Below are 25,457 nucleotides of genomic sequence, written 5' to 3'. Positions count from 1 at the left end.
CACCTTTGCATATCATAGAAGAATCTTATTTACAGACTTTTTCTCACAGTCTCGATAGAAGTCTCATCTAGTTCTCCAGACATTATAATCTTATTAATATGTTCACTCAACGTAGCTTGCTTTACATCAAATAATTCGCCCATCTGCTTTTGAGTCAACCAAACTGTCTCCTCTTCCGGATTAATCTGAACTTCTATGTTCACATCACCATCCGTAAATATTACGATTTCGTTATTCAAGCAATAATCATCCTAGCTGCATAGATTTTGGGTTCACTGAGTCCAAAATCTTTTAGAACACTTTTTCTATGTATTATCTTTCAACCCATAACACCGGTATAACATTTCTGTCATTTTTTTCTTATCTGTTCCTCTTATACCCAAGGACTTTAAATCCACTGTTTCATCAGCTATTTCAGATAAAAATTTTTTCATATCCTCCGCTATTTCCGGGCTGAGAACTTGCCTTGTATTGGCTGTGATTAACTGTGCTAATCGAAACACATCGTTTTTATGTTTCTTTATATTTTTGCTGTCAACCATCATTTGTCCGGTTTTTAGCAATTCATAATACGCTTCATTTAAAAGGATTGCCGACAAACTGGATATTTCATCATCTATCGGAAGCGGCGTGAGAACTGCATCATCTTCCAATATAATAAAATCTGGATTTCTGGAAAATATCTCTATCATATATGGATATTCTTTGCTTTTCGGAGATGTGAAACGATAAAACTGTGCATTTCCGGTACTTTTATTCAAATGCTCATATCCTGCTTCCTTGACATACTCCCAGAACTGCCTGCCGAACTCCGCTGTTATGGATTCGACAATCAATACAATATCTACATCTTTTGTAGCACGAAACGGTAATTCTTCATTTTCCATAATCAAATCACAAGCTGTCCCGCCGATGATGACATATTGATTTTCAAACCCCTGAAATTTTTTCTTAAATTTTGTAAATCCGTTGACCATTACTCCTGCAACCTTCTTTCCTGCAATTCATCTACTGCTTCTTCAATTCTCTCATCGTTTGTATCTCCAAAAGATAAAACAATGGAAATATCGTCAGCACTGTTATCCTCCGAAAATTGTTTCGGGTTGTATGCCCATAATTCAAGTCTGACCTGTTTATCCGGGTCTATCAGTTCATCTGTCAGCAAAGTTTTTTCATAATCTTTCTCACTAATTGCATAGGTAACAACTCGGCTGGGATTTAGCATTGTTTTTTCAGAAAGTGCCGTTTCCCCTGCAAAGACCATGTTTTCTGTAACTTGCGCCTTATCTATATATCCTGCTTTGCGGACAGGCGTTGTCAAGTATACTTTTGCTTTTTCAAATAATTCATCTCGCTTATATTTTGACTCAATAAACTTATTGACACCGTCTTTTGCTACAAGAAACAAATCCGTCGCTTCCAACTGCTTTACTGCTCTGGTCAAGGTCATTGCTGTAAATGGAAGCACTTTTCCGGCTTCTGAAATATACAATCGCTTTTTCTTACTGTACAGATAAAACAAAAATAACTGCTGCGTGGAGTAAACAAACTTCCCTGTCAACTTTGGTGGTTCTTTCTCATCTGTAAGCATCGTTCCAATAAAAGGAAGAAAGACCTGCTTATCAGTAATAAACGGTATATTATTTTCTATAAGGCTTTTTCTTCGATAATTTGATACCGTTGCAAGTTCAAATACAACTGGTACATTATCAATCTGCTGTATTTTTGTAATTTGCTTTTTCAGTGCCGGAAGTGTTGCAAGCTCTTCTGTCGGAATAAGCATTATGCAACGTTTGTTTCCAATATATGCTGTTTGAAAATCATAACTTCCAGCGATATAAACAGGTAAAGAATCCTGATGTTTCCATGCCTCACATTTTATAGAAATCCCGAATACACTTGTAAGCATATTTCTCATTCTCCTTTTAACTCAACTTATTTTATTTTAACTTAACAAATGTTAAAAGTCGAGTTTTTGAGTTATTTTGAATTTATGCAGACAATCTGCACAAACTTCTTTCATAAGCAAAATTTCCACTCATCGAGTGGAAATTTTACAATACCTAAACTACTTCTTGAATTTATATTTTCCTTTTCCGTGACCGGATACTGGTTCAATAATATCTGCCTTTACCAAATTGGAAAGAAGTTTTGAAGCACCTGAAGCTTTCAGCTCAAGAAGTTCCATAACCGCACTTCTTCCAAACACCTCATCAAAGCCAAACTTCTCAAAAAGTCTATGGATATGAATCGTCGTTTTTACCGAGAAATCACTACTTTTTTCGGAAAGTACACTTTCAATATCCACTTTTTCTTTATTCAAAAGTCCACTTATATGAAGATTTCGATTATGAAGCTCATTTTTTTCGTCTAAAAGCAAATTTCTGAGAAATGCTCCCAGATACTCTGTTGTTTCGTGAATATCTTTTTGCAGGTTCGTATAGTTTACACGGACGAGTGCATTTCTGAAATACCACGCATACAGCACTGGAAAAGATGCTGTATCTTGCCAGCGAAAACGTAGTCAGGAAATGGACACAGAGATATCGGAACTGGGATCAGGTGTTGAATCAGTTGATTGTCTTGTATGGAGAACGGCTTACCAACTGTCTGTAGAGAAAAGAAAAGCAGGAATGGATTTGCTCCAAAGCTGGCCATTCCCGCTTCCTTTCTATTCCGTCGGCAATTCTGGTATAGCAGTCTTTTACTTTTTTTAATAAGCTCTCTTTATGATTTCATTCATATGCTGTGTAGCTTCAAAGCGAATTCGCTCTTCATCTAATGTAAGTACCTCACGATTTTTCATAACAAGCTTTCCATTGATGATGGAATCGATTACATCATGTCCATTTGCAGCATCTACAATAGTATTTACAAGATTCTGAGTTGGTGTAATATGCGGCTGATCAATATTTAAAAGAATCAGATCAGCTTTCTTTCCTTCTTTTACAGATCCCAGAATATCGCCATGTCCGATAGCATTTGCTCCTCCCTGAGAAGCCATTTTCAAAAGAGTCGGGCAGGTCATAACTACCGGATTAAAAGAAGGAAGTCCCCAATAAGCCAGCATAGAATAACGCAGAACCTTCATCTCATCGAAAATGTCCAGGTTGGAAGGAGCAGCTCCATCACAACCCAAACCTACACTTGCACCAGCTTCCAGAATCTGAGGAGCCTTCGGGAAGCCATGATTTGCCAGGTTGGCTCTTGGACAATGGATCATTTTTACTCCTCGTTCTGCCATCAATGCAATATCATGGTCTGACAGCATAACATTATGTGCGGTCAGAAGATTTGGACCCAAAATTCCCATTTCATCTAAAAATTCAGCAGGACGTTTTTGATAATTTTGCAGGCAAAAGCTAACTTCATCTTTATGCTCACATAAATGTGCATGGATGCCTGTATGAAGTTCTTTGGCACATTCACCTACCATGGTGATGAGATCTCTGGAGCAGGTCATTACCTGACGAATAGCAAACCAGATATCCACACGGCCATCGCCGGCTCCCTGATAGTTCTTATACAGCTCTTTTGTATGGTCTATAGCTTCAGATGCAGTTTCCTTCATTGCGCCTGTAATAGCATTGCCCATATCCATTGTGGATTTCGCTATTGCGGCTCTCATGCCGGATTCTATAACTGCATCAGCTACACGCTCCATATGTACACCGCCGGAATCAGCAAAAGCAGTAGTTCCGTTTTTGATCATTTCCAGACAGGCTAACTGTCCGCTGACGTAAGAATCTTCCGGGAGAAGATTGCTTTCAAAGGGAACCAGGAAACGAGTCCAAACCATAGGATATTCATCAGCAACACGACCTCTTAACAGCTGCTGACAGGTATGTGTATGACCGTCTATTAAACCTGGCATAACAAGCTTACCTTTTCCATCAAGTGTTTCTGTGGCAACACTATCAACGAATTCATCTGCTGAACCGATTTTTTTAATCCAAGTGTCTTTAATTCCTACTGAACAGGTGGATGAAACGCTCATATCAGGATTCAGAACCTGACAATTTTTGATTAAAATATCATAGTTTTCCATAATCTACCTCATTTCATCTCATATGATTGTTAAATGGCTCCTGTCATTTTCAAAACAATGTCTGCAACAAGAGCGGAGAATATAAAGGTTCCGGTAATTACAAATAAAGTGATCAATACCAGCTTCCATCCCATTTTTGCAAAATCCTTTAAATCTTTTCCCAGAGAAATACCGGCAAATGCACCAAGTGCTGTAGCCGGAGCTAAAAATGCAACAGGAGTTGTAGTTCCAACTACGATATCTTTTACCGGCGAAACAGGACATGCAAGAAGCAGCCCGAGAAGGGATACATACATCATAGAAGGAAGCTTAACAAATCGGCTCATAAATTTACTTATAGTAAGACCGATAAGAGAAATAGCACTCAGTAAAAGAACTCCAATAATGGAATCTTTTACAGGCATTTTGTAACCAATTACATTTGTAAGTATTATAATCACAGACACCATGAGAAGCAGTCCAAGCTGCTGTACGAAGTATTTTCTGACCATTTATTTAACCTCCTGATTATTTTTGCGTCCAATCTTAGGCTCTAAAATTGCGTATAATTTTTTTGCAAGAGGAAGGCCTACGAAAGTACCCATGTAAATTCCGGTAATACCGGTCAGCATATCACTGGCACCACCCATAATCATAATATTTTCTGCCTGCTGTGGGTATATTTCACCTAATGTTCCGGCAGCAGCAGTCATCATGGATCCACTTCCTACTCCACTGGCCATACCAAGAGCAATAGGATCGAAAATATTCCAGGAAGCTACAACGCTTGCAAGAATGCTGATAAATACTGTTCCGATTACAGAACCTACGATATAAACTGCAAAGGTTCCTTTTGTTTCCGGAGCGTCCGGTCCAAAAATATCTGTAGTTAATCCAAGGTTTGAATCACGGTTAATTGAGTAACATGCACCAATAGATTCCTTCTTTAAACCAAGCAATAATGCGAGAGGCATAGATAAAAGAATCGTTCCAAGGTTTCCGAATTCCTGAAGAAGTAATGCAGGACCCACTGAAACCAGTTTTGCAAGATTTGCACCGGAAGAAATGCCCATTTTTGCCATAAAAGGTGCCAAAACCACAAGGACCAGACTTCCGCCTATTTTACATTCCTCAGTTTTGAATACTTTAAAAATATCCGGCCCTAAAAGCCCTCCGAATATGACGGCAAACACCATCGGAAACAGAGTAAGTGTACCAACGCCAATGTTAAGCTTAACGGTTCCGATCAGATCACAGACTGCGGAAATGACCAGAGCGGCAAGGTAAATTTTCCAGTACTTTTTGATGACAATCTTTAGTTTTTCCATATAAGAAACTCCTTCCTTTTTTTCTGCGCAGGTGCGTAGTAATTTACGTTGCAAGTATAACATGAGAGCTGGTTTCTGCGAACATACAAAAAAGCGATGGGAAGCCATCGCTTTTTTCACTATATCAAGAAAGGTGTTTTCTCACTGCATTATTTTTTTATAAGAAAATCGTCGGGTCTTTATCTACATAAAAACAGCTTCATTCTGCATTAAAAGCTCCACAAAACGGCCGGCGGTATCAGAAAGTGTATGCTTTTGACGCAAAATCCATCCTATCTCAAGGCGAACTCCGTTTTTGACAGGCAGAGAAATAATGTCGCTGTAATTACTATCAAAAGATCTGTAACCACTTCCAATAGCAAATCCATGGCAATAACGCATAGCAGAATAGGAAGCTGCCCGGTCAGAAACATGGATTATTTTTTTTACCTGATAATTTGGAATGATAAGATCAGTATAAGCAGGGTTCGTGTCAGGTGAACGATCATAAGAAATAAAAGGATATTGTATCATTTCTTCAATATTAATTTCCTGGCTATTGGCAAGTGGATGGTTTTGGCATATGTAAGCATGAGCTGTCTGATAAACAATGTGATTAAAAATAATACCACGATTTCTTAATTCCTGAATCATCTGTCCTTTGCTATGCTCTGTGAAAAAAATAATTCCCAAATCGTCCAGTCCCCGTTCTACGCGATCCAGTACTTCTGAGGTACGGCATTCATAAAAACCACAGTGATAGGAACCATAGCTTTCATTTAACTTATTGATGACAGAAATAAAAGAGGCCATGCCGCAAATGTGATGCTGGGCAGAAACGGACAGACCTAAAGGCCGTTTTTTGGAACCGTTATATTTCTCATCCAGGTAGTCAAGACGGCTTAGAATTCCCTTAAACTCAATTAAAAGCTCTTCGCCGCTTCTGGTAAGACGTACGCCTGTGCTTTCTCTTATAAATGCAGTAATGTCATATGTGTTTTCTATTTCCTTAATAGCGCTGGAAATGCTTGATTGAGCTGTAAACAAACGCTTGGCTGCTTCACTGATAGAGCCGGACTCAGCTACGCTGATAAAATATCTTATTTGCTGCAGTGTCATATAAGGTCTCCTTTTTTAATCATCTGGATTCTCTTACGGTTGTAAACCAGATGCAGATACATGGCATCCTGTGCCCGGAGGGGATCATGAGCTGCAATGGCATTTGCAATCTCACGGTGAGTCTCGATGGTTTCTTCCGGCAGTGCACCTCCGGTGGTTTCTACAAAGAGAGGAATTGAGCTGTTGATCACAGGAACCAGTCTTGGAACTACAACATTTTTGCTGCTTAAAGCGATAGCTGTATGGAATTCGATATCCTTTTGCGTATGATCTTCGTGATTCCTTAACAATTCTTCAACCTCATCGCAAAGCGCAGTGATTTTTTTGATGTCTTTTTTGTCAGCATGTGTGGCGGCCATTGCTGCAATAGATGGCTCAAGAAGAAAACGGACCTCCAAAAGATCGTTGATCAGCTTTTGCTTGTTGCCGATGAAGGTAAAGCCAAGAGGGTCCTCCACCATTCCGGGAGAGGAGGCAATATAGGTACCGGAACCCTGACGGATCGTAACAATATTTCGGGAAGCGAGAAGCTTCATGGCTTCGCGCACAGAACTTCGTCCTGCATTCAGACGTTCCGACAGAATGGTTTCATTAGGCAGCTTATCTCCTGGCTGTAAGTTTTCTTCCAAAATAAGTGCAATAATGTCTTCTGATATTTTTTGAGGAAGGCTTTTTTCTTCAGATAACAAATGCATCGTATGATTTGCTCCATTTCTAATAGTTATCGTTCTTGTTTCCTATGATAATGTGTTTCGGGTTCAATGTCAAAATGCTAAAATGTACAAAAACAGATACAAAAATTTAGACAAAATTTCAGTAGTGCATTTTTGATGAATAGAATATATGATAAATACATCAGATTAATTTAAAGGAAAAATGCATTAAATACGGGTAAAAAGGGTATAAACACAAAAATAGGTCAGATGAATTCATAAGGGAAAGGTAAAACATCAGATGAATCAAGGAGCATTCGTGTAATTCATTAAAAGCGCCAATTGAATAAAAAAGAACCTCAAGGCATGATTGAGTTGCATCTTGGCGGATGTAAACAAAACAATCAAACACTGGAGGTTCCAAATGAATTATACACAGAATGAAAAGATTGAGCAAGTAACAGATTCAACAATGGTTGCCCTTTGAGAGAGGAGAAATCCTTTTCTCAAAGGGCTTTTTCTATTTATACGGATATTCGCAAACTACAAGATAAAGCTAAAACTTCATATACTCTAAGCACAAGGAGGTTGAGGTTTATGAGCCAAACAGCACAGTGTCTAAGGCATATAAGCCACGAACCTGGTGTACATTCTGCCCAATGGGAACAATGAAGGATGCGTCAAGGTAATGCAAGAATTATCGTGATACATCCTTTTGTATTTGGATTGAGTATTTTTCTTTCCCTGCTTGTCAAAAGTAATGGATGGAATGTATAATATTGTTAATGATCCAGAGATATTTATTTTGGAAACAGCTTAATCAATTTGGAGGTATAAAATGAAAGCACATAAGTATTGGTCAATCGGAGCGTTAATTACTATGATTGGAACTTTTTATACTGGATATAAAGGATCCAAATCAGGTCATAGGTATTTTGCGTGTAGCACTCTTATATGTATGATCATGTCTATGTATACGGGACATAAAATGATTTCAGGTAATAAAAGAACAAGAAAACAGGTGGAAAATACAAAAGCGGAGGAATAGTAAATGTTAGAGTTAGGAAAAAAAGCACCGGACTTTGAATTGCCGGATCAGAATGGAGAAATGCATAAATTAAGCGATTATGCAGGAAAAAAAGTGATCTTATATTTTTATCCAAAGGATAATACACCAGGATGTACGAAGCAGGCATGTGGCTTTTCTGAGCGTTATCCACAGTTTACTGAGAAGGGAGCTGTTATTCTCGGAGTAAGCAAGGACTCTGTAGCGTCTCACAAGAGATTTGAAGAAAAATACGGACTGGCATTTACGCTATTAGCAGATCCGGAGCGTAAAGTTATTGAAGCATATGATGTCTGGAAAGAAAAGAAAAATTATGGAAAAGTATCTATGGGTGTAGTAAGAACTACATATCTTATTGATGAGCAGGGAATCATTATAAAGGCAAATGATAAAGTCAAGGCGGCAGATGATCCTGAAAATATGCTTAAGGAATTGGCATAATGAAGATTATTTTATCACCTGCAAAAAAGATGATTGTAGATACCGATAACTTAGCACCGGTTGAACTGCCTGTCTATATTGATAAGACAGCAGAAGTATTAAACTGGATGAAAAGCAAATCAAAAGAAGAACTGAAAGCTATCTGGAAATGTAATGACAAGATTGCAGAGCAGAACTTTAACAGATTGGAAAATATGGATCTTTATAACAGGCTTACTCCGGCTGTTTTAGCATATGAAGGGATTGCATTTCAATATATGGCACCATCTGTGTTTGAAATCCAGCAGTTTGAGTATTTGCAAAATCATTTAAGAATCTTGTCTGCGTTTTATGGCATTTTAAAACCAATGGATGGTGTGACTCCTTATCGTCTTGAAATGCAGGCAAAGGTTGGAATTGGAGATGCAAAAAATCTGTATGAGTACTGGGGAGAATTGTTATACCGCTCAGTAATTGATGACAGCAGGATTATCATTAATCTTGCATCAAAAGAATACTCAAAATGTATAGAAAAGTATCTGACACCACAGGACAGATATATTACGATTGTATTTTGTGAGTTATCCGGAGATAAATTGGTAACAAAAGGTACCTATGCCAAGATGGCTCGTGGTGAAATGGTCAGATTCATAGCGGAAAATAATATTGAAAATCCGGTGGAGATTCAGAAATTTGACAGACTCGGATATTCGTTTAGGTCTGATTTATCTTCAGATTCAGAATATGTATTTGAACGCAAAATAAAATAGTTATTCAGGTAAAAGATGCTCAGTTTGGCAGTTTTTGTAATAATGAGAATTATTACTATTTTTATTGGCAGCAGGAGGATGGTGGTATATAATCCTTATTAAGAACTAATCCTAATAAGGAGGACGAATGACAAGTAGGAGAAATACCATTCAAAAAGATCTCGTAAGAAATACCGTATACGAAATGAGAAGACACGTTACGGCAAATGAAGTGTATGAATTTATAAAAGAAGCATATCCAACAATTGGAAAAGGAACTGTATATAGAAATCTTGATATATTGGTAGAGGAAGGTGCATTAAGAAAGGTTGAAGTTCCGAATGGACCGAACCGATTTGATTTTACATTGAAAAATCATTACCATGTAAGATGTATAAAGTGCGGTGAAATTTTTGATGTGGATATGGATCAAATACCGGATTTACTGGAAAGAATTCATAACACTCATGGAATTGAATTTGTGGATTATGATATTTCATTTAAAGGCATTTGCCCGAAATGCAGGGAGAAGGTAAAGGAGGAACAGCATGGATAGGAAAGCAATGTATAAGTTGAGTTATGGACTGTTTATATTGACCGCTAAAGAAGCAGAAAAAGATAACGGATGCGTCATTAATACAGCCATTCAGGCAGCTTCGGAACCAAACCAGTTAAGTATCTGTGTAAATAAGGCAAATTATACGCATGATATGATTCAAAGAACCGGAAAATTTACTGTATCAGTTTTAAGTCAGAAGGCACAATTTGAATTGTTCAAACATTTTGGCTTCCAATCAGGAAGGGATACCAATAAGTTTGAAGCATTTGAGCAGTGTGCCAGGGGCACAAATGGTATTTATTATATTACAGAAGGTACAAATGCATACATTTCTGTGACAGTTACTAAAACAGAGGACTTGGGTTCACATACGATGTTTATCGGTGAGATAACCGATATGGAAGTTTTAAGCAATGTTCCTTCAGTAACATATGATTATTATCAGAATAATATTAAGCCTAAGCCACAGGAGGTTGGAAAAACAGAGGACAGTCAGACAATATGGCGTTGCAGAATTTGCGGATATGAATATGTAGGCGAGGAATTACCAGATGACTTTATATGTCCTTTGTGCAAGCACCCGGCATCAGATTTTGAAAAAGTAGTAAAGAAACGGAGGTAAAAGAGATGGCGGCAAACGAATATGCAGGAACACAGACAGAGAAGAATTTACAGGAGGCATTTGCAGGGGAATCACAGGCAAGAAATAAGTATACCTATTTTGCTTCTGTAGCGAAAAAGGAAGGTTAGTATAAGAAGGTATGATGGTATGAAGATATTAGTAATTCCTGATGTTCATCTTAAACCGCAGATGTTTAAACAGGCTACAGCTCTTATGCATCAGGGAATTGCCGATCGAGCGGTATGTCTGATGGACATCCCTGATGATTGGGACAAGCAATATAATGTCGGACTTTATGAAGAAACTTATGATGAGGCTATTCGGTTTGCAAAAGCATTTCCGGAAACAGCCTGGTGCTACGGGAATCACGATTTGAGTTATCTGTGGCATTGTCTGGAGAGCGGTTATAGCTCCATGGCTTCACTGACAGTGCAAAGAAAGTTGTTGGATTTGCGAGAGGCTGTTCCAGAAGATAATCCCATTAAATATGTTCAGAGAATAGGCAATGTTCTCTTTTCTCATGGAGGCGTACTGAATTTCTTTGTAGAGGAATATGTTCCGCGAGCAAAATATAATGATGTGGATGCTGTGCTAGAGACGATTAATCAGCTCGGAAGAATCGAGATGTGGAATGATGCATCGCCGATCTGGCTGAGACCACAGCATTCAAAAATGAGATTATATAAGCCACGTAAGTTGTTGCAGGTTGTAGGTCATACACCTATGGATGCAATTACGAAAGAGGGAAATCTGATTAGCACGGATGTGTTTTCAACTTACAGAGATGGAAAGCCAATTGGAACAGAGGAGTTCCTCTTGCTCGATACAGTGACATGGGAATACTGCGGAATTAAGATGTAGAATCCGATACGTAATTGGATGCATATTATGTCTGCGTCTCAAATACGCTGCTTCTTTTTCATACTCTGTAATGGAAAACCAACGAAAATCTCTTTTTACCTCAAAAGAAAGTAATAGCCACCAAAAATATCGGAAAAACTTTGTGAAAAAATAGAATTGTGTTTCGCAAGGGTCCCCTGTAAAATAGCGGCAGGAGGAGAAAGAGAGAAAAGGAGCTTCTTAATCTTATGGGAACAAATGAAAAGAATATGACTGCGGGATCCCCCGGAAAACTGATCATAACGTTTGCCATACCACTGATGCTCGGAAATATTTTCCAGCAGTTTTATACGATGGCGGACACCATGATTGTTGGCCAGGTGGTAGGAGTAGAAGCGTTGGCGGCAGTAGGCGCCGGAGACTGGCTGGTCTGGCTGGTGCTGGGCATCATGACAGGTATCACACAGGGCTTTTCGATTCTTGTATCGCAGTACTATGGAGCAGGGGAAAAGGAAAATCTGAAATGTGCGGTGGCGAAAAGCTATATTATGACAGCATTACTGTCTGTGATTGTACTTGCAGTAAGTGAAGGCGCAGTTTATCACGTTCTTTTATTTTTGCAGACACCGGATAATGTTATTGATCTGACGATGCTATATTTGCGGCTGATTTTTGCGGGAGTCCCGATTATAGCTGCCTATAATATCTTTGCGGCGATCTTAAGGGCACTTGGAAACAGCAGATCTCCATTGATTGCAATGACCGTGGCAGCAGTGATCAATGTGGGACTTGACCTGCTGTTTGTGGCAGTTTTTGGCTGGGGCGTAGCCGGAGCAGCCGTGGCGACTGTTATTGCACAGGGATTTTCAGCCTTGTACTGTCTGCTTGTATTACGGAAAATCAGGGATATCCGACTGGAAAAGGAGGATTTTTACAGGCAGCCGTCTATGAGTCTGCGGCTTTTGAAGCTGGGGACTCCTCTTGCCATACAGAACGTGATCATTTCTGTGGGAGGACTTACGGTGCAGTATGTGATCAATGGCTTTGGCTTTCTGTTTGTAGCCGGATTTACGGCAACGAACAAGCTGTATGGAATTTTGGAGATGGCAGCCGTTTCCTATGGATATGCGATTACAACGTATGTAGGGCAGAATCTTGGCGCAAAGAAATATCAGAGAATCCGAAAAGGTGTGCGCAGCGGTACGTATATGGCAGTGCTCACTTCTGTTTTCATTTCCGGTATGATGGTGCTGATTGGGCGTAATATATTGTCTCTGTTTGTATCCGGTGAACCGGAGCAGATCCGACAGGTATTAGATATTGCATATAAGTATTTGTTTATCATGGCTGTCTTTTTGTGGATACTGTATTTGCTGCATGTGTATCGTTCCGCGATCCAGGGGCTGGGCAATACTTTGATTCCGCTTGCCAGCGGCATTGCAGAATTTGTGATGCGTGTCAGCGTTGCGCTGCTGCTGCCGAAATGGATCGGCGAAGAGGGAATATACTATGCCGAGATCTGTGCATGGAGCAGTGCGGCTGTTTTACTGATCATAAGCTATATGATTCTGATACGAAAATATAAAGATGCTAAAACGTCAGAAAGCTGATGCAGTCTCGCCTGCAAGAGGATTTTAGATCTCTTACCCCGCTTAAAGCATAAGTAAGAAATAATACAAAAAAAGCAGTGCTGCAGAACGCAAACTACAGGAAACAGATGGGAAGGCGTACCCGAGGTACGACAAAAATCTGTCATGCGGTAATTTGCGCTCTGTGGGACTGCTTTTTTGCATGATTCTTGGAGTTTTGGGGAATTACGACAAGAAATAACCAAAAATTTCAATAACTAATCCAAAAATATTCTATTTTTTTTCAGACCGCTTGTGATTATAATGAATTCATCAGCTAGGAACGAAGCGAATCTAGCAAAATCACCAAACGGGAGGAATAAAAATGAAAAGAAAAGCATTAGCAGCAATTATGGCAGTAGCTATGGCAGTATCCATGGCTGGTTGTGGAGGATCCACATCAGAGTCTAAAGATTCTACCCAGAAAACAGAAACAGCAGATTCTACGGCATCAACGGGCGGAAGCGTAGAAAACAAGGACAAACCTCTGTGCTGGTTCAACCGTCAGCCATCCAGCAGTGCTACCGGCGAACTGGACAAAGATGCTCTGAACTTCAACGGAAATACTTATTATGTAGGTTTCGATGCAAACCAGGGTGCTGAACTGCAGGGACAGATGGTTCTGGATTACATCAAGAAAAACGCAGACACGATCGACAGAAACGGTGACGGCGTAATCGGATATGTTCTGGCAATCGGTGATATCGGACATAACGATTCTATCGCCCGTACACGTGGTGTTCGTTCCGCACTTGGAACAGGTGTAGATGCAGACGGCGGAGTAGATTCTACACCGGCCGGAACAAACGTAGACGGAAAAGCAAAGGTTGTGCAGGATGCAACTCTGGATGTAGACGGAAAAACATATACCATCCGTGAGCTGGCTTCTCAGGAAATGAAAAACTCAGCAGGTGCAACATGGGATGCTGCAACAGCTGGTAACGCGATCGGAACATGGACAGCTTCCTTCGGTGATCAGATCGATGTTGTAGTTTCCAATAACGATGGTATGGGAATGTCAATGTTCAATGCATGGGCGAAAGACAACAAAGTTCCTACCTTCGGTTACGATGCAAACAGCGATGCTGTAGCAGCAATCGGTGAAGGATATGGCGGAACAATTTCTCAGCATGCAGACGTTCAGGCTTACCTGACACTGAGAGTTCTGCGTAACGCACTGGACGGTGTAGACATTGATACCGGTATCGGTACAGCAGATGAAGCCGGCAACTGCCTGACAGAGGGTGAGGATTACAGATACAGCGAAGAAGAGAGATCTTACTACGCATTAAATATTGCTGTAACAGCCGATAACTACAACGATTTCACAGATTCCACAAAAGTTTACGATAAAGTTGCAAAACAGCTGGATGAAAGCAAGAGCCCATCCAAAAAAGTATGGCTGAATATCTACAACGCATCGGATAACTTCCTGAGCTCTACCTATCAGCCACTGCTGGAGAAATATGATGATCTGCTGAACCTGAAGGTAGATTACATCGGTGGAGACGGACAGACAGAGTCTAATATCACAAACCGTCTTGGAAACCCGAGCGAGTATGATGCTTTTGCAATTAACATGGTTAAGACCGATAATGCAGCAGCATATACATCACTTCTCTCCAAATAATCTGAGACAGAATAAGAGTGTAAATGGTGACGATTCGGAGCCATGCGAAATCGAGATGAGGTCTCTGAATCGTTACCGTAAATGAATGAAATTATAGAGGGGTGTCAGCAATGATACCCTTCTTTATTAAGAAAAGGAAGCGCAGCTATGACAGATGATAAGAATAAATATATCTTATCGATTAACGGCATGAGCAAATCGTTCGGTAGAAATAAGGTTCTGAAACATATCAGCATGAATGTCAAACCTGGAACCATTATGGGACTGATGGGTGAAAACGGTGCCGGAAAATCGACAATGATGAAATGCCTCTTTGGAACCTATCAGAAAGATGAAGGAACCATCGTACTGGACGGAAAAGAAGTGAATTTCTCCGGCCCGAAGGATGCACTGGAAAACGGAGTGGCAATGGTACACCAGGAGTTGAACCAGTGTCTTGAAAGAAGTGTTGTAGATAACATGTTCCTTGGAAGATACCCAAAGAATTCCGTTGGAGTGATCGACGAAGGAAGAATGAAAAAAGAAACATCAGACCTGTTCAGAAAACTGGGAATTACAGTTGATCTGACGCAGCCAATGAAGAAAATGTCTGTATCTCAGAGACAGATGTGTGAGATCGCAAAAGCGATTTCCTATCATTCCAAAGTCATTGTACTGGATGAACCTACATCATCCCTGACTGCACCGGAGGTTGAAAAACTCTTTAAGATGATGCGTCAGCTGAAGGCGCAGGGAATTGCTCTGATCTACATTTCACATAAAATGGATGAAATATTTGAAATCTGTGACGAAATATCCGTACTGCGAGACGGAAGCCTGGTCATGACCAAGCCAAGTAAAGAAACGGATATGAACGAACTGATCGCCGCCATGGTTGGACGTTCTCTGGACAACAGATTTCCGCCTGTAGACAATACACCGGGAGAAACTATTCTTTCCGTACAGAATATATCAACAAAATATGCACCGAAACTGCAGAATATTTCCTTTGATATCAAAAAAGGAGAAATTTTCGGATTCTATGGTCTGGTCGGGGCCGGTCGTACGGAACTTCTGGAGACAATCTTCGGAATTCGTACAAAAGCAGAAGGAAATATCGTATATGATGGAAAAGTACTGAACTTCTCCTCCCCGAAAGATGCTATGGATCACGGATTTGCTCTGATTACAGAGGAAAGAAAAGCCAATGGTCTGTTCCTGAAGGGCGATATTACATTCAATACTACCATTGCGAATATGAAGCATTATAAGAGCGGAGTCGCATTATCGCATGACAAGATGGTGCGTGCAACGGCTGAAGAAATCAAGATCATGCATACAAAATGTATGGGACCGGATGATATGATCGCCAACCTTTCCGGTGGTAATCAGCAGAAGGTCATCTTTGGTAAATGGCTGGAGCGTTCACCGAGCGTATTCATGATGGATGACCCGACACGAGGAATTGATGTTGGAGCAAAATATGAAATTTATGAACTGATTATCAATATGGCGAAACAGGGAAAAACAATCATCGTTGTTTCTTCCGAAATGCCGGAGATTCTTGGTATTACCAACCGAATCGGTGTTATGTCTAACGGACGTCTGGCCGGAATCGTAAATACCAAAGAAACAAACCAGGAAGAATTATTGAGACTCAGTGCTAAATACCTGTAACAGGAGGAAAATTGGAAATGGCAGAAAACAGCGTTATTATTTCGTCGGAAGAAGAAGCAAAGCTTTTGAAGCCGATCGATGAATATGTGGAAGAAATCCAGAAAAAAATCGATGCATTACGTGCAGACGGCTTTGACAAAGTGAGCGATCTGAAAAAACAGATCGCGATCGCAAAAGAAAACAAGAACTTATCCGCAACACAGAGAGATAAGATCATTGAAAACAGCAAAAAAGAGCTGGAAAATGCAAAAAAAGTAGAAGCAGACAACAAAGAAGAAATCAAAAAGCTGATCGCAGAGGCAGAAAGCTATCTGGCCGCGCATTACAAAAAGGATTATTACGACGTAGTAAACAAAAGCTGCAAAGCTGCAAAAGCAGAAGAAAACAGCAGATATGAGAAGGTCAAAGCAGATCTAAAGAGCGAGCATCAGAAAAAGGTTGCTTCTCTGAAGGATGCAGAAGAGATTAAGGCTGAGAAATATGTGCTCAAAAATAAATTGTTTGATGCACAGATGGCTCACGAATCGAAGCTTCAGGAGATCAAGGACAGAAGACATGAAGCATTCATGCATAAATATCACCTGATCGACCTGTTGCGGGCTTCCAAATTTACATTCCCGCAGCAGAGAATACAGAAACTGGAAAATTACAGATATACCTTCGATTTATCTCAGTTCCTGTACAAAAACGGTCTGTATATCGTAATCATTCTGATCTTCATCGCACTGTGTATCATCACACCGATCGTTAAAAATACACAGCTGCTGACTGTTACCAACATCCTGAATATCTTACAGCAGGCATCCCCGCGTATGTTCCTTGCACTTGGTGTTGCCGGTCTGATCCTGTTAACAGGTACCGACCTTTCTGTGGGACGTATGGTTGGTATGGGTATGGTTACAGCAACCATCATCATGCATAACGGAATCAATACAGGTGCCGTATTCGGACATGTATTTGACTTCTCCGCTATGCCTGCTACAGCGAAAGCACTGTTTGCACTGTTAATGTGTGTAATCCTTACGACAGCATTTGCCATGATTGCCGGATTCTTCATGGCGAGATTCAAAATGCATCCGTTTATCTCTACCATGGCGAACATGCTGATCATCTTCGGTCTGGTTACCTATGCGACCAAGGGTGTATCCTTCGGTGCGATTGATTCTGCCATCCCGAATACTTTCATTCCGCAGATCGGAAAATTCCCGACCATCATTCTGTGGGCTGTTGCAGCAGTTGCCATTGTATGGTTTATCTGGAACAAAACAACTTTTGGCAAAAACCTGTATGCGGTAGGTGGAAACCCGGAAGCGGCAGCAGTATCCGGTATCTCTGTATTTAAAGTAACAATGGGAGCATTTATGCTGGCAGGTATCCTGTATGGCTTCGGTTCCTGGCTGGAATGTAACCGTATGGTTGGTTCCGGTAGTGCAGCTTACGGACAGGGATGGGATATGGATGCCATCGCAGCCTGCGTAGTTGGTGGTGTATCCTTTACCGGTGGTATCGGTAAGATCTCCGGAGTTGTAACCGGTGTACTGATCTTTACCTCCCTGACATATGCCCTGACGATTCTGGGTATTGATACCAACCTTCAGTTCATCTTCGAAGGTATCATTATTCTGGCAGCTGTAACACTTGACTGTCTGAAATATGTACAGAAAAAATAATGAAAGATTCATAAACAGATAGAATATAAGACAGCCCGGTCGTCCGATGGATGACTAGGGCGGTCTTTTATTCTGTTCTGGCAAAAATTTTTGTAACTATTCATTCAGCAGAGAGCAATCTTCTGCTATAATGAAGGAACAACAACGTACTCCGGAAAACAGGGGGATAAGAATGGAACAATATAAAGTGATTCTTGTCGATGATGAAGTAGAGGTCATCGATGTTATGAAAAAAAAGATCCATTGGAATGATCTGGGATTTGACGTAGTGGGAAGTGCCACCAACGGCGTGAAGGCTTTGGAGCTGGTGGAAAAACTTCAGCCGGATGTGGTACTGACGGACATTAAAATGCCTTACATGGATGGACTGGAGCTGGCAAGAAAACTGAACCAGGACTATCCTAATATTTACATTATGCTTTGCACCGGCTTTGACGAATTCGAGTATGCGAAAGAGGCCGTCCATCTGGAGATTAAGGAATATATGCTGAAACCCATCAGCGCCACCGAGCTGTCAGAGAGCCTGATGAAGCTGAAAACAACACTGGACAGGGAACGGGAAGAAAAGTTAAATGTAAAAAAACTGGAAGACTATTTCCAGGAGGTATTACCAAAGCTGCAGTCCAATTTCTTCATTTCCCTGATTGAAGGAAGAGTCAGAGAAGAGGACTATGAACGATTCCTTTTGGATTATCAGGTGGATATGAAGGGACCTTTGTTTTGCTGCATTATCTTTCATACCTCGGAAAATGATGTGCCGGATGGGATGAATCCCTTATTATTATCCATGTCCGTGGAACGGGAGATCAAACAGCGGCTGATGGAGAACTGTAATTGCCAGGAATTCATTTATATGGGTAATACCATTCTGATTATGGAACTCCATTCAGAAGATGAGATAGCTCAATTGACGGACAAGTGTGACCGGTTCTGCCGCTGGGCATGGAGAATTATGGGGGCGGCGGTTACCGCAGGGATCGGAACCGTCTGCAACAGTCTGTACGACATCAGTATTTCCTACGAGGGAGCCAGAGAGGCGGTATCCTATCGTGTCCTGTACGGAACGAAACGAGCCATCAATATCGCGGAGATCGTTCCTAAAGAGTCAAAAAAGGCGGTTCCCTTAGAAGAGACAAGGATGCAGGAGCTGTTTCGTGCCATCCATGTAGGGGATCAGGAGAAGATCCGGAAAGAAGCCATCAAAGAGACAGAAAAGCTCCATAAGAATGCAGCCACCATCAGCCAGTACAATCTGGCTACCATGGAGATTGTCAGCGGATTTTTCAAATTCTGTGCCAATAATTCCATGGATTTCAATGAAATTTCCGGAAATGTACAGAACCTTTATGAAAGAGTGACTCAGTTGGATGAAAGCTCTATGACAAACTGGATCATCAATATGTCTATGGCGATCAGCGAAAAACTGAGAAGTACCAGAAACAGTACCTCCAGACGGATCATCACCGATGCACAGAACATCGTAAAAGACAGATATATGGAACCGGCGCTCTCGCTGGATGATGTGTGCGCAGATCTTGGTGTGTCCAATTCTTACTTTTCGTCCATCTTTAAAAAGGAAACCGGTCAGTCCTTTGTCTCCTATCTTACCGATTACCGAATGGACAGGGCAGAAGAAATGGTGCTGAACACCGATGAAAAAAGCTATAAGATCGCAGAAAAAGTGGGATATCAGGATGCGAACTACTTCAGCTATGTATTCAAAAAGAAATTCGGTGTTTCCCCTTCCAAATACAGAGCTTCCGGAAAATAGGGAACAGGTGAAAGGGAAAATACATGAAAGATAGAAAAAGAAAGCCGGATTCCCGGAAGAATATTGCATTTAACATACAGTCGATTATCCTGTCTGTTCTTATGGCGATTTCACTGGTTACGATCATTGTAATGGGATTGCTGCTTTACCATCGATTCAAGCTGGCATTGGAAAAAACAGCAGTGGACAACACGGAAGCTACTGTAGAGGCTACCGTGGACCGGTTAGATGCAGACCTGCTGGATATCCGGCAGATTATAAACGGGGCAAACTACAACGTGGTCCAGCAGTTTGATATATCCAGCGGGGAATTCTCGGAGCAGTTCAGTCTGCTCTATGAGACCAACTCCGATAAGATCCAGAGCCTGGCTTTGTATGACCCCAAAGGAAATCTGATTGCATCGGAGCCGGTGGCGGCAGAAAAGAAAAATGTGAAGGTGCAGACGCAGGAATGGTATAAAAATGCGGAAGATGCCATTGAAAATATACACTTTTCCACACCGCATATCCAGGAGCTGTTTGAGGACGGCTCTTATCGGTACCAATGGGTAGTTTCCCTGAGCAGGTATGTAGATGTCAACAAGGGAGAGACACCGGAAACCGGTATTCTTTTACTGGATATGAAATATTCTGTGATCAGGGACGTGATGAAGCAGATCAATGACTGTTCCGGCGGAATCTACTATTATCTGACCAGTCAGGACGGAGAGATGATCTATCATCCACGGGGAACGGAGTTAAACCGCGGATTATTTGAAGAAAACAGTCTGGACGCGGCAAAATACGAGGACGGAACCTACGAGATCCGTTCCGGCGGTCAGAACGAGACCGTGATCGTCGGCAGCGTAGCCTATACAGGCTGGAAAATGATCGGTGTTGTGCCGGAGAGTGTGCAGGCGGCAAACTACAAGAACTTCCGTTACTATGTATTTGCTACTGTTCTGGTTCTTATGGTCATGCTTTTGGAGGGAAACCAGCTGGTTTCCCGGAAGATATCCAAACCGATCCGGGAGCTGGATGCTTCCGTCAAGGCCCACGAGGCAGGAGGAAAACCGGATATCTATATCGGCGGCTCCTCGGAGATCCGCCATCTGGGACATTCTGTGCAGAAGTCCTATGAACAGATCGAAAAACTGATGGACGAGATCATCCGGCAGCAAAATGAACGAAGAAAAAGTGAACTGGATGCCCTGCAAAGCCAGATCAACCCCCATTTTCTGTATAATACACTGGAATCCATCACGTGGATGGTGGAAGCCCAGGAAAATGAAGCAGCGGTTCGTATGATTTCTGAACTGGCAAAATTACTTCGTGTCAGTCTATCCCGCGGTAAGACCATCATTCCCATTAAGGATGAGCTGCAGCACAGCAGAAGCTATATGAATATCCAGCTGGCCCGGTACAAAGAGCGGTTTAAAACAGAATTCCGAATCGAGGAAGAGATCGAAAACTGCTGCATCGTAAAGCTGGTGATCCAGCCCATCCTGGAAAATGCCATCTATTATGGCGTTGGCAATATGGATGAGGATGATGGCGGCATGATCATCGTCAGCGGAAAAAAGAAAGACGAGGACATTCTGATCACCATCGAAGACAATGGGATGGGCATGCGGGAAGAAGTCCTGGAAAATATTCTGACGGATAACAGCAAGGTTCCGAAGCATGGTTCCGGTGTGGGCGTAATCAATGTGCATTCCAGAATCCGGCTGATGTTTGGCGAAGAATACGGACTTTCCATAGAAAGCGAACCGGACGAAGGAACAAGGGTTACGATCCGTATTCCGGCAATCCCATATACACCGGAAAACGCAGAAGCATTGGAATTACAAAAATACATACAGAGGAGACCGGGCGGATGAAAAAGAACAGAATGAAATTTCTTATAATTGAGTTTCTTTTGCTGCTGCTGGCAGTATTCTTTGTATGGAAGATTTTCGATCAGAACGTAGCAGAGCCCCGGATTGCGGTGATTCTTCCGGAGTCCGGTGACAAACGCTGGGATGCCCTGATCAAGGGAATGAAGCAGGCTGCGGCAGAGAACAACGTTCATATGATCATCTGCAATACGGAAGAGATCGACGGGCCGGAGGCGGAAAGAGAATTTATCAGGGAACAGAAGGACAACGATATTGATGGCTTTATCATATATCCGGCACCCGGTCATGAGACGGAAAATATGCTGAAAAAAGAGTGTGGAAAGAAACCGTATCTGCTGATTGCAGATGGTCTGGCGGTAAAAGAAGGGGAAACTGCCAGTCCCACGATCCAGCCGGATTACCGGGAGATCGGAAGATGGCTGGGAGAACGGCTGAGAACAAAAAAGCAGAAGATCGGAATTATCGCCGACTGGAAAATGTCCGAGGCTGTACAGGCGGAGATTTGTGGATTGAACGAGGCGCTGGAAGGCAGCGAAAGCAAGATCAGCTGGTGTATTTACCGGAGAAAAGAACAGGACATTGTGGAGCGGATGAAGAAGGAAACAGAGGCGGATGCTCTTGTCATCCTGGATGCAGGAATATTGGAAGAGTTTGGAGAGCAGGCAGAAAATGGAACATACGAGGGCGCGGAGCTCTATGGAGTGGGTTACAGTCTGAAGACAATTGCACTTCTGGATAACGGAAACATTCAGGGGCTGGCTGTGCCGGACGGATATGAAATCGGCTATAAAAGTGTGGAAGAAATAACCAAAAGGATCGAGCACAGGTCTTATAAAATGCAAGGATATATAACCGAATATCAGGTACTTGGCAAGGAAAATTTCTCTATGGACGAAGATTTAGAAAGGTTTTTATATTCCTATGAATAAAAAGAAAAGAAGGGTGGCAGTATTATTATCTGCCACGATAGGGAGTGCGGTGCTTGTGCTGTCGGGGTGTTCCGGCAAGTCGGACCAGACAGAGAAAACCCTGCGGGTCGGAGTGATAACCTACACTCAGGATGATCCTTTTATCAATGGATTGACGGATGAACTGAAGGCGCAGCTGAAAGCCATGGAAAACAAAGAACGAAGGATTATCGTATCGACAAAAAGCGGAAACGACGATCAGCAGGAACAGAACGAAAAGGTGGAAGAGATGATTGATGCCGGCTGTGATGTGCTCTGTATCAATCTTGTGGACCGGACAGCTCCGTCCCGGATCATCCGAATGGCAAGGAATGAAGACATTCCTGTGATCTTTTTTAACAGGGAACCGGTAAGGGAAGACCTGATGCAGTGGGAAAAGCTGTATTATGTGGGCTGTGATGCAGAACAGTCCGGGATTATGCAGGGCGAGATTGCAGAAGAATACATCAAGAGCCATCCGGAAGTCGATAAAAATCAGGATGGAAAGATCCAATACGTGCTTCTGGAAGGAGAAGCAGGCCATCAGGATGCCATCAGCAGAACAGAGTATTCCGTAAAGACACTGATGAAGAATGATGTTATACTGGAAAAGCTAAGCTATCAGTTAGCGGACTGGAACCGGGGACAGGCGGAAAACCGCATGAACCGTCTGATCAGCCAGTACGGAAAAAAGATTGAACTTGTTATGTCCAACAACGATGAGATGGCACTTGGGGCTGTGGAGGCCTATCGGAAAGCAGGCTATGTCCGTGAAGAATGGCCGGTGATCTTCGGAATTGATGGCCTGGAAGAGGCTCTGGAAGCCGTAAAGGCAGGAGAGATGCAGGGCAGCATCCTAAATGACAGAGTGGATCAGGCAAAGAAAATGGCGAAAATGGCAGTGGAGCTGTTCGAGGGAGAGGAATTTGACCAGGAAAGCCTGAAAGAAGGCCGGTATTATTTTTCAGAATATCAGAAGGTAGACGGCAGCAACATCGATGAGTACCTGAACGCAGAAGAGACGATTTCCCACTCCGGAATGTAAGCAGGAAGACTGCGTTTGCAGGCAGAAAGAGTAAGTAAAGACGTGTCTTTATTTTAAACCAATCAAGCAAGCAGCGAAGCGGATTGCGAATATCCGCCTGACAGAATGAGGAAAAACAGATGGAACATACATGGACCAAAGATTTTTATCAGGAGACAGATCCGGCGAAACGGCAGCAGATCTTAAAAGAACATATCGGAGAGGAGGAAGCCTGGGAAGAAGAATACCGGGCTCGGCTCTGGACGGCCCGATACGGACAACGCAGGCTCCAGAAGGATGAATTTGTCAAATGCCTGATGGAACTGAAGTATCTGGCGGAAGGAACCTCTCTGGATCCGGGAGGCGACAGAAGAAAGATGGGAGCCCGGATTCTCTCTACGTTGTGTCTGGCGGAAGCCATGCAGTCAGATGAGGGATACCAGAAAATTCTTGCAGATGAACTGTACAATGTATTCCTGAAATTTATTCAGGTCAGCAGAGGAGGCAGAGGATTTACCTCTCTGGTATTCGGCATGGGACAATTGTCCGAAGAAGGAATCGCGAAAAAAATCGCCGAACAGATCAGTGTGATCGCGTTCAAGGCACCACGCCTGCTTCACATGGAAAAAGAATTCATCCTGCTCCGGGAAGCCGCCCTCCGGGCATATCGGCAGGAGTATCCGAACAGGGAGCATTTTCTGAATAAATATTGAGGTTATTGCAGTAATGTCTGAAAAGTGACCGGGCGGAAAGAGAAAGGAGAATAAAATGGAATACAGAAAATTTGACAATGTTATAGTAGCAAGGATTGACAAAGACGAAGAAATATTGGAGCAGCTGAGGGTAATTGCCATAAAGGAGAATATAAAGCTTGCCAGTGTCCAGGCTCTTGGAGCGATCAATGATTTCACAGTCGGAGTATACAAGACAGACGAAAAGAAATATTATTCAAACAGCTTCCAGGGGTATTATGAAATTACATCACTGACAGGTACAATCAATACAATGGATGGAGAATATTATGCACATCTTCATATGAGTGCCGGAAATCAGAAGGGCGAGGTGTTTGGAGGACATCTGAACAGAGCGATTGTCAGTGCAACCTGTGAGCTGGTCATCACGGTAATTGACGGAAGAGTGGACAGAGTTCATGATGAAGAAACCGGACTTAATATTTTTAAGTTTAACTGAAGCTGCAAAGCAGCTATTCGGTTATGAGCAAGTAGCGAAGCGGATTGCGAATATCCGCTTGACTTAAAAGCCTGAGAGGAAATAGTGAGAAGCAACATCGGGATGCAGCGTAAGCGAAATCGAGATGTGATCTGAAGAGATAATACAATTTACGAAAAAGTGGATTTTCCACATAAATACCTGAACTGGAGGTGTATGGGCTATGATAAAAGAACATTATTCGATCCTGTTTTGCAGCTTAACGGGTAATACAAAGAAGCTGGCTGATGTAATCTATGAAACGTTGCCAAAGGACAAATGCGATTATTTTGGCACAAACGATTCGCAGGTACCGCAATCCGACGTATGCTATATCGGATTTTGGACGGACAAAGGGAATGCGGACCAAAAGACATTAGAATTGTTGTCGAAATTAAAAAATAAAAAGATTTTCCTGTTTGGAACAGCTGGATTTGGCGGAAGTGATGCCTATTTTGAAAAGATTCTCGGACAAGTCAAACAGTCGATCGATGCAAGCAATACGGTCATCGGTGAGTATATGTGCCAGGGAAAGATGCCACAGTCTGTGCGCGAACGGTATATGAAAATGAAAGAAAACCCGGAACATCCGGCCAATCTTGATCTGCTGATTCAGAATTTTGACCGTGCTTTGTCACATCCGGACAGCGAAGATTTGGAAAGACTGAAAAAGTCATTATGAG

At 42.0% G+C, this 25,457-nt stretch carries 26 protein-coding genes and 2 pseudogenes; 19 read left to right on the top strand and 9 right to left on the bottom strand.

What is annotated here, in order from left to right; all coding sequences use genetic code 11:
* Window positions 1–29: 29 nt before the first annotated feature.
* The 4 genes from DXD02_RS12470 to DXD02_RS12455 form a co-directional block, all read right to left on the bottom strand.
* Entirely contained in the window at window positions 30–239 is a 210-nt protein-coding gene (locus DXD02_RS12470; protein WP_243106484.1) for a hypothetical protein, read from the bottom strand.
* Between the two features lie 66 nt (window positions 240–305).
* Window positions 306–977: a hypothetical protein gene (locus DXD02_RS12465; protein ID WP_118666923.1), complete on the bottom strand. Its 672-nt coding sequence runs from the start codon at window positions 975–977 to the stop codon at window positions 306–308.
* On the bottom strand, window positions 977–1,909 hold the full coding sequence (locus DXD02_RS12460; protein ID WP_118666922.1) for a MarR family transcriptional regulator: 933 nt from the start codon (window positions 1,907–1,909) through the stop codon (window positions 977–979). The genes DXD02_RS12465 and DXD02_RS12460 overlap by 1 nt, the downstream gene beginning before the upstream one ends.
* A gap of 159 nt (window positions 1,910–2,068) precedes the next feature.
* A complete protein-coding gene (locus DXD02_RS12455; RefSeq protein ID WP_243108249.1) occupies window positions 2,069–2,323 on the bottom strand; it encodes a hypothetical protein in 255 nt (84 codons plus the stop codon).
* Window positions 2,324–2,481: 158 nt separating this feature from the next.
* Here DXD02_RS12455 and DXD02_RS12445 point away from each other — a divergent pair.
* Window positions 2,482–2,616: pseudogene (locus DXD02_RS12445) on the top strand (IS256 family transposase); the annotation flags it as partial.
* Window positions 2,617–2,713: 97 nt separating this feature from the next.
* Here DXD02_RS12445 and DXD02_RS12440 read toward each other — a convergent pair.
* The 5 genes from DXD02_RS12440 to DXD02_RS12420 form a co-directional block, all read right to left on the bottom strand.
* The gene (locus DXD02_RS12440) at window positions 2,714–4,048 is read right to left on the bottom strand and encodes an amidohydrolase family protein (RefSeq protein WP_118666921.1); all 1,335 of its coding nucleotides are present in this window, start codon (window positions 4,046–4,048) and stop codon (window positions 2,714–2,716) included.
* Between the two features lie 29 nt (window positions 4,049–4,077).
* Window positions 4,078–4,539 carry a hypothetical protein gene (locus tag DXD02_RS12435; RefSeq protein WP_118666920.1) on the bottom strand — a complete coding sequence of 154 codons (462 nt, stop codon included), beginning with the start codon at window positions 4,537–4,539 and terminating at the stop codon, window positions 4,078–4,080.
* A complete protein-coding gene (locus tag DXD02_RS12430) occupies window positions 4,540–5,355 on the bottom strand; it encodes a DUF3100 domain-containing protein (protein ID WP_021925174.1) in 816 nt (271 codons plus the stop codon). It lies immediately after the preceding gene.
* Window positions 5,356–5,538: 183 nt separating this feature from the next.
* On the bottom strand, window positions 5,539–6,453 hold the full coding sequence (locus tag DXD02_RS12425) for a LysR family transcriptional regulator (protein WP_118666919.1): 915 nt from the start codon (window positions 6,451–6,453) through the stop codon (window positions 5,539–5,541).
* Complete coding sequence (locus DXD02_RS12420; protein WP_118666918.1) at window positions 6,450–7,148, bottom strand: FadR/GntR family transcriptional regulator; 699 nt, start codon at window positions 7,146–7,148, stop codon at window positions 6,450–6,452. Before DXD02_RS12420 ends, DXD02_RS12425 begins: the two co-directional genes overlap by 4 nt.
* 796 nt (window positions 7,149–7,944) lie before the next feature.
* Here DXD02_RS12420 and DXD02_RS15845 point away from each other — a divergent pair.
* The 18 genes and pseudogenes from DXD02_RS15845 (at window position 7,945) to bilS (ending at window position 25,456) form a co-directional block, all read left to right on the top strand.
* The gene (locus tag DXD02_RS15845) at window positions 7,945–8,154 is read left to right on the top strand and encodes a DUF6219 family protein (RefSeq protein WP_021737557.1); all 210 of its coding nucleotides are present in this window, start codon (window positions 7,945–7,947) and stop codon (window positions 8,152–8,154) included.
* 3 nt (window positions 8,155–8,157) lie between these two features.
* On the top strand, window positions 8,158–8,613 hold the full coding sequence (gene bcp, locus DXD02_RS12405) for a thioredoxin-dependent thiol peroxidase (protein ID WP_021737556.1): 456 nt from the start codon (window positions 8,158–8,160) through the stop codon (window positions 8,611–8,613).
* Window positions 8,613–9,362 carry a peroxide stress protein YaaA gene (yaaA, locus tag DXD02_RS12400; protein ID WP_024854728.1) on the top strand — a complete coding sequence of 250 codons (750 nt, stop codon included), beginning with the start codon at window positions 8,613–8,615 and terminating at the stop codon, window positions 9,360–9,362. Before bcp ends, yaaA begins: the two co-directional genes overlap by 1 nt.
* 127 nt (window positions 9,363–9,489) lie before the next feature.
* Entirely contained in the window at window positions 9,490–9,897 is a 408-nt protein-coding gene (locus DXD02_RS12395; protein WP_055225693.1) for a Fur family transcriptional regulator, read from the top strand.
* Window positions 9,890–10,522 carry a flavin reductase gene (locus DXD02_RS12390; RefSeq protein ID WP_117510121.1) on the top strand — a complete coding sequence of 211 codons (633 nt, stop codon included), beginning with the start codon at window positions 9,890–9,892 and terminating at the stop codon, window positions 10,520–10,522. Before DXD02_RS12395 ends, DXD02_RS12390 begins: the two co-directional genes overlap by 8 nt.
* A 5-nt stretch (window positions 10,523–10,527) precedes the next feature.
* Window positions 10,528–10,647 (top strand): annotated as a pseudogene (locus tag DXD02_RS12385) (ferritin family protein); the annotation flags it as partial.
* A gap of 22 nt (window positions 10,648–10,669) precedes the next feature.
* Complete coding sequence (locus DXD02_RS12380; RefSeq protein ID WP_118666916.1) at window positions 10,670–11,383, top strand: metallophosphoesterase; 714 nt, start codon at window positions 10,670–10,672, stop codon at window positions 11,381–11,383.
* A gap of 227 nt (window positions 11,384–11,610) precedes the next feature.
* Window positions 11,611–12,972, top strand: coding sequence for an MATE family efflux transporter (locus DXD02_RS12375; RefSeq protein ID WP_117761998.1), 1,362 nt, complete (start codon window positions 11,611–11,613; stop codon window positions 12,970–12,972).
* Between the two features lie 343 nt (window positions 12,973–13,315).
* Window positions 13,316–14,620, top strand: coding sequence for a substrate-binding domain-containing protein (locus tag DXD02_RS12370; RefSeq protein ID WP_055228556.1), 1,305 nt, complete (start codon window positions 13,316–13,318; stop codon window positions 14,618–14,620).
* 147 nt (window positions 14,621–14,767) lie between these two features.
* Window positions 14,768–16,276 (top strand): sugar ABC transporter ATP-binding protein, encoded by a 1,509-nt coding sequence (locus DXD02_RS12365; RefSeq protein WP_055228555.1) that lies wholly within the window; start codon window positions 14,768–14,770, stop codon window positions 16,274–16,276.
* Window positions 16,277–16,293: 17 nt separating this feature from the next.
* Window positions 16,294–17,946: a galactose/methyl galactoside ABC transporter permease MglC gene (locus DXD02_RS12360; RefSeq protein ID WP_117510117.1), complete on the top strand. Its 1,653-nt coding sequence runs from the start codon at window positions 16,294–16,296 to the stop codon at window positions 17,944–17,946.
* A 172-nt stretch (window positions 17,947–18,118) separates the two neighbouring features.
* Window positions 18,119–19,717: a response regulator gene (locus DXD02_RS12355; protein ID WP_055267740.1), complete on the top strand. Its 1,599-nt coding sequence runs from the start codon at window positions 18,119–18,121 to the stop codon at window positions 19,715–19,717.
* Window positions 19,718–19,740: 23 nt separating this feature from the next.
* Entirely contained in the window at window positions 19,741–21,576 is a 1,836-nt protein-coding gene (locus DXD02_RS12350; protein ID WP_118666915.1) for a cache domain-containing sensor histidine kinase, read from the top strand.
* The gene (locus DXD02_RS12345; protein WP_118601136.1) at window positions 21,573–22,523 is read left to right on the top strand and encodes a substrate-binding domain-containing protein; all 951 of its coding nucleotides are present in this window, start codon (window positions 21,573–21,575) and stop codon (window positions 22,521–22,523) included. The genes DXD02_RS12350 and DXD02_RS12345 overlap by 4 nt, the downstream gene beginning before the upstream one ends.
* 13 nt (window positions 22,524–22,536) lie before the next feature.
* Window positions 22,537–23,586, top strand: coding sequence for a galactose ABC transporter substrate-binding protein (locus DXD02_RS12340; protein WP_319638367.1), 1,050 nt, complete (start codon window positions 22,537–22,539; stop codon window positions 23,584–23,586).
* 119 nt (window positions 23,587–23,705) lie between these two features.
* Window positions 23,706–24,278, top strand: a complete 573-nt coding sequence (locus tag DXD02_RS12335; protein WP_118666914.1) for a DUF6553 family protein — start codon at window positions 23,706–23,708, stop codon at window positions 24,276–24,278.
* A gap of 55 nt (window positions 24,279–24,333) precedes the next feature.
* The gene (locus DXD02_RS12330; RefSeq protein ID WP_055228550.1) at window positions 24,334–24,756 is read left to right on the top strand and encodes a PPC domain-containing DNA-binding protein; all 423 of its coding nucleotides are present in this window, start codon (window positions 24,334–24,336) and stop codon (window positions 24,754–24,756) included.
* Window positions 24,757–24,958: 202 nt separating this feature from the next.
* On the top strand, window positions 24,959–25,456 hold the full coding sequence (gene bilS / locus DXD02_RS12325) for a flavodoxin family protein BilS (RefSeq protein ID WP_118666913.1): 498 nt from the start codon (window positions 24,959–24,961) through the stop codon (window positions 25,454–25,456).
* The last annotated feature ends 1 nt before the right edge of the window (window position 25,457 follow it).

This window comes from Blautia sp. TF10-30, from assembly GCF_003481245.1.
In the GTDB taxonomy this organism is placed as follows: Bacteria; Bacillota; Clostridia; order Lachnospirales; family Lachnospiraceae; genus Fusicatenibacter; species Fusicatenibacter saccharivorans.
The sequence above is the reverse complement of the archived record's forward strand: the minus strand, read 5'-3'. Positions and strand labels throughout refer to the sequence as shown.

Bases quoted from the DNA above. Each gene is read 5' to 3' on its own strand.
- bcp (WP_021737556.1), top strand. From the start codon at position 8,158: ATGTTAGAGTTAGGAAAAAAAGCACCGGACTTTGAATTGCCGGATCAG.
- DXD02_RS12435 (WP_118666920.1), bottom strand. From the start codon at position 4,539: ATGGTCAGAAAATACTTCGTACAGCAGCTTGGACTGCTTCTCATGGTG.
- DXD02_RS12355 (WP_055267740.1), top strand. From the start codon at position 18,119: ATGGAACAATATAAAGTGATTCTTGTCGATGATGAAGTAGAGGTCATC.
- DXD02_RS15845 (WP_021737557.1), top strand. From the start codon at position 7,945: ATGAAAGCACATAAGTATTGGTCAATCGGAGCGTTAATTACTATGATT.
- DXD02_RS12465 (WP_118666923.1), bottom strand. From the start codon at position 977: ATGGTCAACGGATTTACAAAATTTAAGAAAAAATTTCAGGGGTTTGAA.
- DXD02_RS12440 (WP_118666921.1), bottom strand. From the start codon at position 4,048: ATGGAAAACTATGATATTTTAATCAAAAATTGTCAGGTTCTGAATCCT.
- DXD02_RS12425 (WP_118666919.1), bottom strand. From the start codon at position 6,453: ATGACACTGCAGCAAATAAGATATTTTATCAGCGTAGCTGAGTCCGGC.
- DXD02_RS12365 (WP_055228555.1), top strand. From the start codon at position 14,768: ATGACAGATGATAAGAATAAATATATCTTATCGATTAACGGCATGAGC.
- DXD02_RS12370 (WP_055228556.1), top strand. From the start codon at position 13,316: ATGAAAAGAAAAGCATTAGCAGCAATTATGGCAGTAGCTATGGCAGTA.
- DXD02_RS12395 (WP_055225693.1), top strand. From the start codon at position 9,490: ATGACAAGTAGGAGAAATACCATTCAAAAAGATCTCGTAAGAAATACC.
- DXD02_RS12430 (WP_021925174.1), bottom strand. From the start codon at position 5,355: ATGGAAAAACTAAAGATTGTCATCAAAAAGTACTGGAAAATTTACCTT.
- DXD02_RS12330 (WP_055228550.1), top strand. From the start codon at position 24,334: ATGGAATACAGAAAATTTGACAATGTTATAGTAGCAAGGATTGACAAA.
- yaaA (WP_024854728.1), top strand. From the start codon at position 8,613: ATGAAGATTATTTTATCACCTGCAAAAAAGATGATTGTAGATACCGAT.
- DXD02_RS12380 (WP_118666916.1), top strand. From the start codon at position 10,670: ATGAAGATATTAGTAATTCCTGATGTTCATCTTAAACCGCAGATGTTT.
- DXD02_RS12390 (WP_117510121.1), top strand. From the start codon at position 9,890: ATGGATAGGAAAGCAATGTATAAGTTGAGTTATGGACTGTTTATATTG.
- DXD02_RS12375 (WP_117761998.1), top strand. From the start codon at position 11,611: ATGGGAACAAATGAAAAGAATATGACTGCGGGATCCCCCGGAAAACTG.
- DXD02_RS12345 (WP_118601136.1), top strand. From the start codon at position 21,573: ATGAAAAAGAACAGAATGAAATTTCTTATAATTGAGTTTCTTTTGCTG.
- DXD02_RS12350 (WP_118666915.1), top strand. From the start codon at position 19,741: ATGAAAGATAGAAAAAGAAAGCCGGATTCCCGGAAGAATATTGCATTT.
- DXD02_RS12460 (WP_118666922.1), bottom strand. From the start codon at position 1,909: ATGCTTACAAGTGTATTCGGGATTTCTATAAAATGTGAGGCATGGAAA.
- DXD02_RS12360 (WP_117510117.1), top strand. From the start codon at position 16,294: ATGGCAGAAAACAGCGTTATTATTTCGTCGGAAGAAGAAGCAAAGCTT.
- DXD02_RS12335 (WP_118666914.1), top strand. From the start codon at position 23,706: ATGGAACATACATGGACCAAAGATTTTTATCAGGAGACAGATCCGGCG.
- DXD02_RS12420 (WP_118666918.1), bottom strand. From the start codon at position 7,148: ATGCATTTGTTATCTGAAGAAAAAAGCCTTCCTCAAAAAATATCAGAA.
- bilS (WP_118666913.1), top strand. From the start codon at position 24,959: ATGATAAAAGAACATTATTCGATCCTGTTTTGCAGCTTAACGGGTAAT.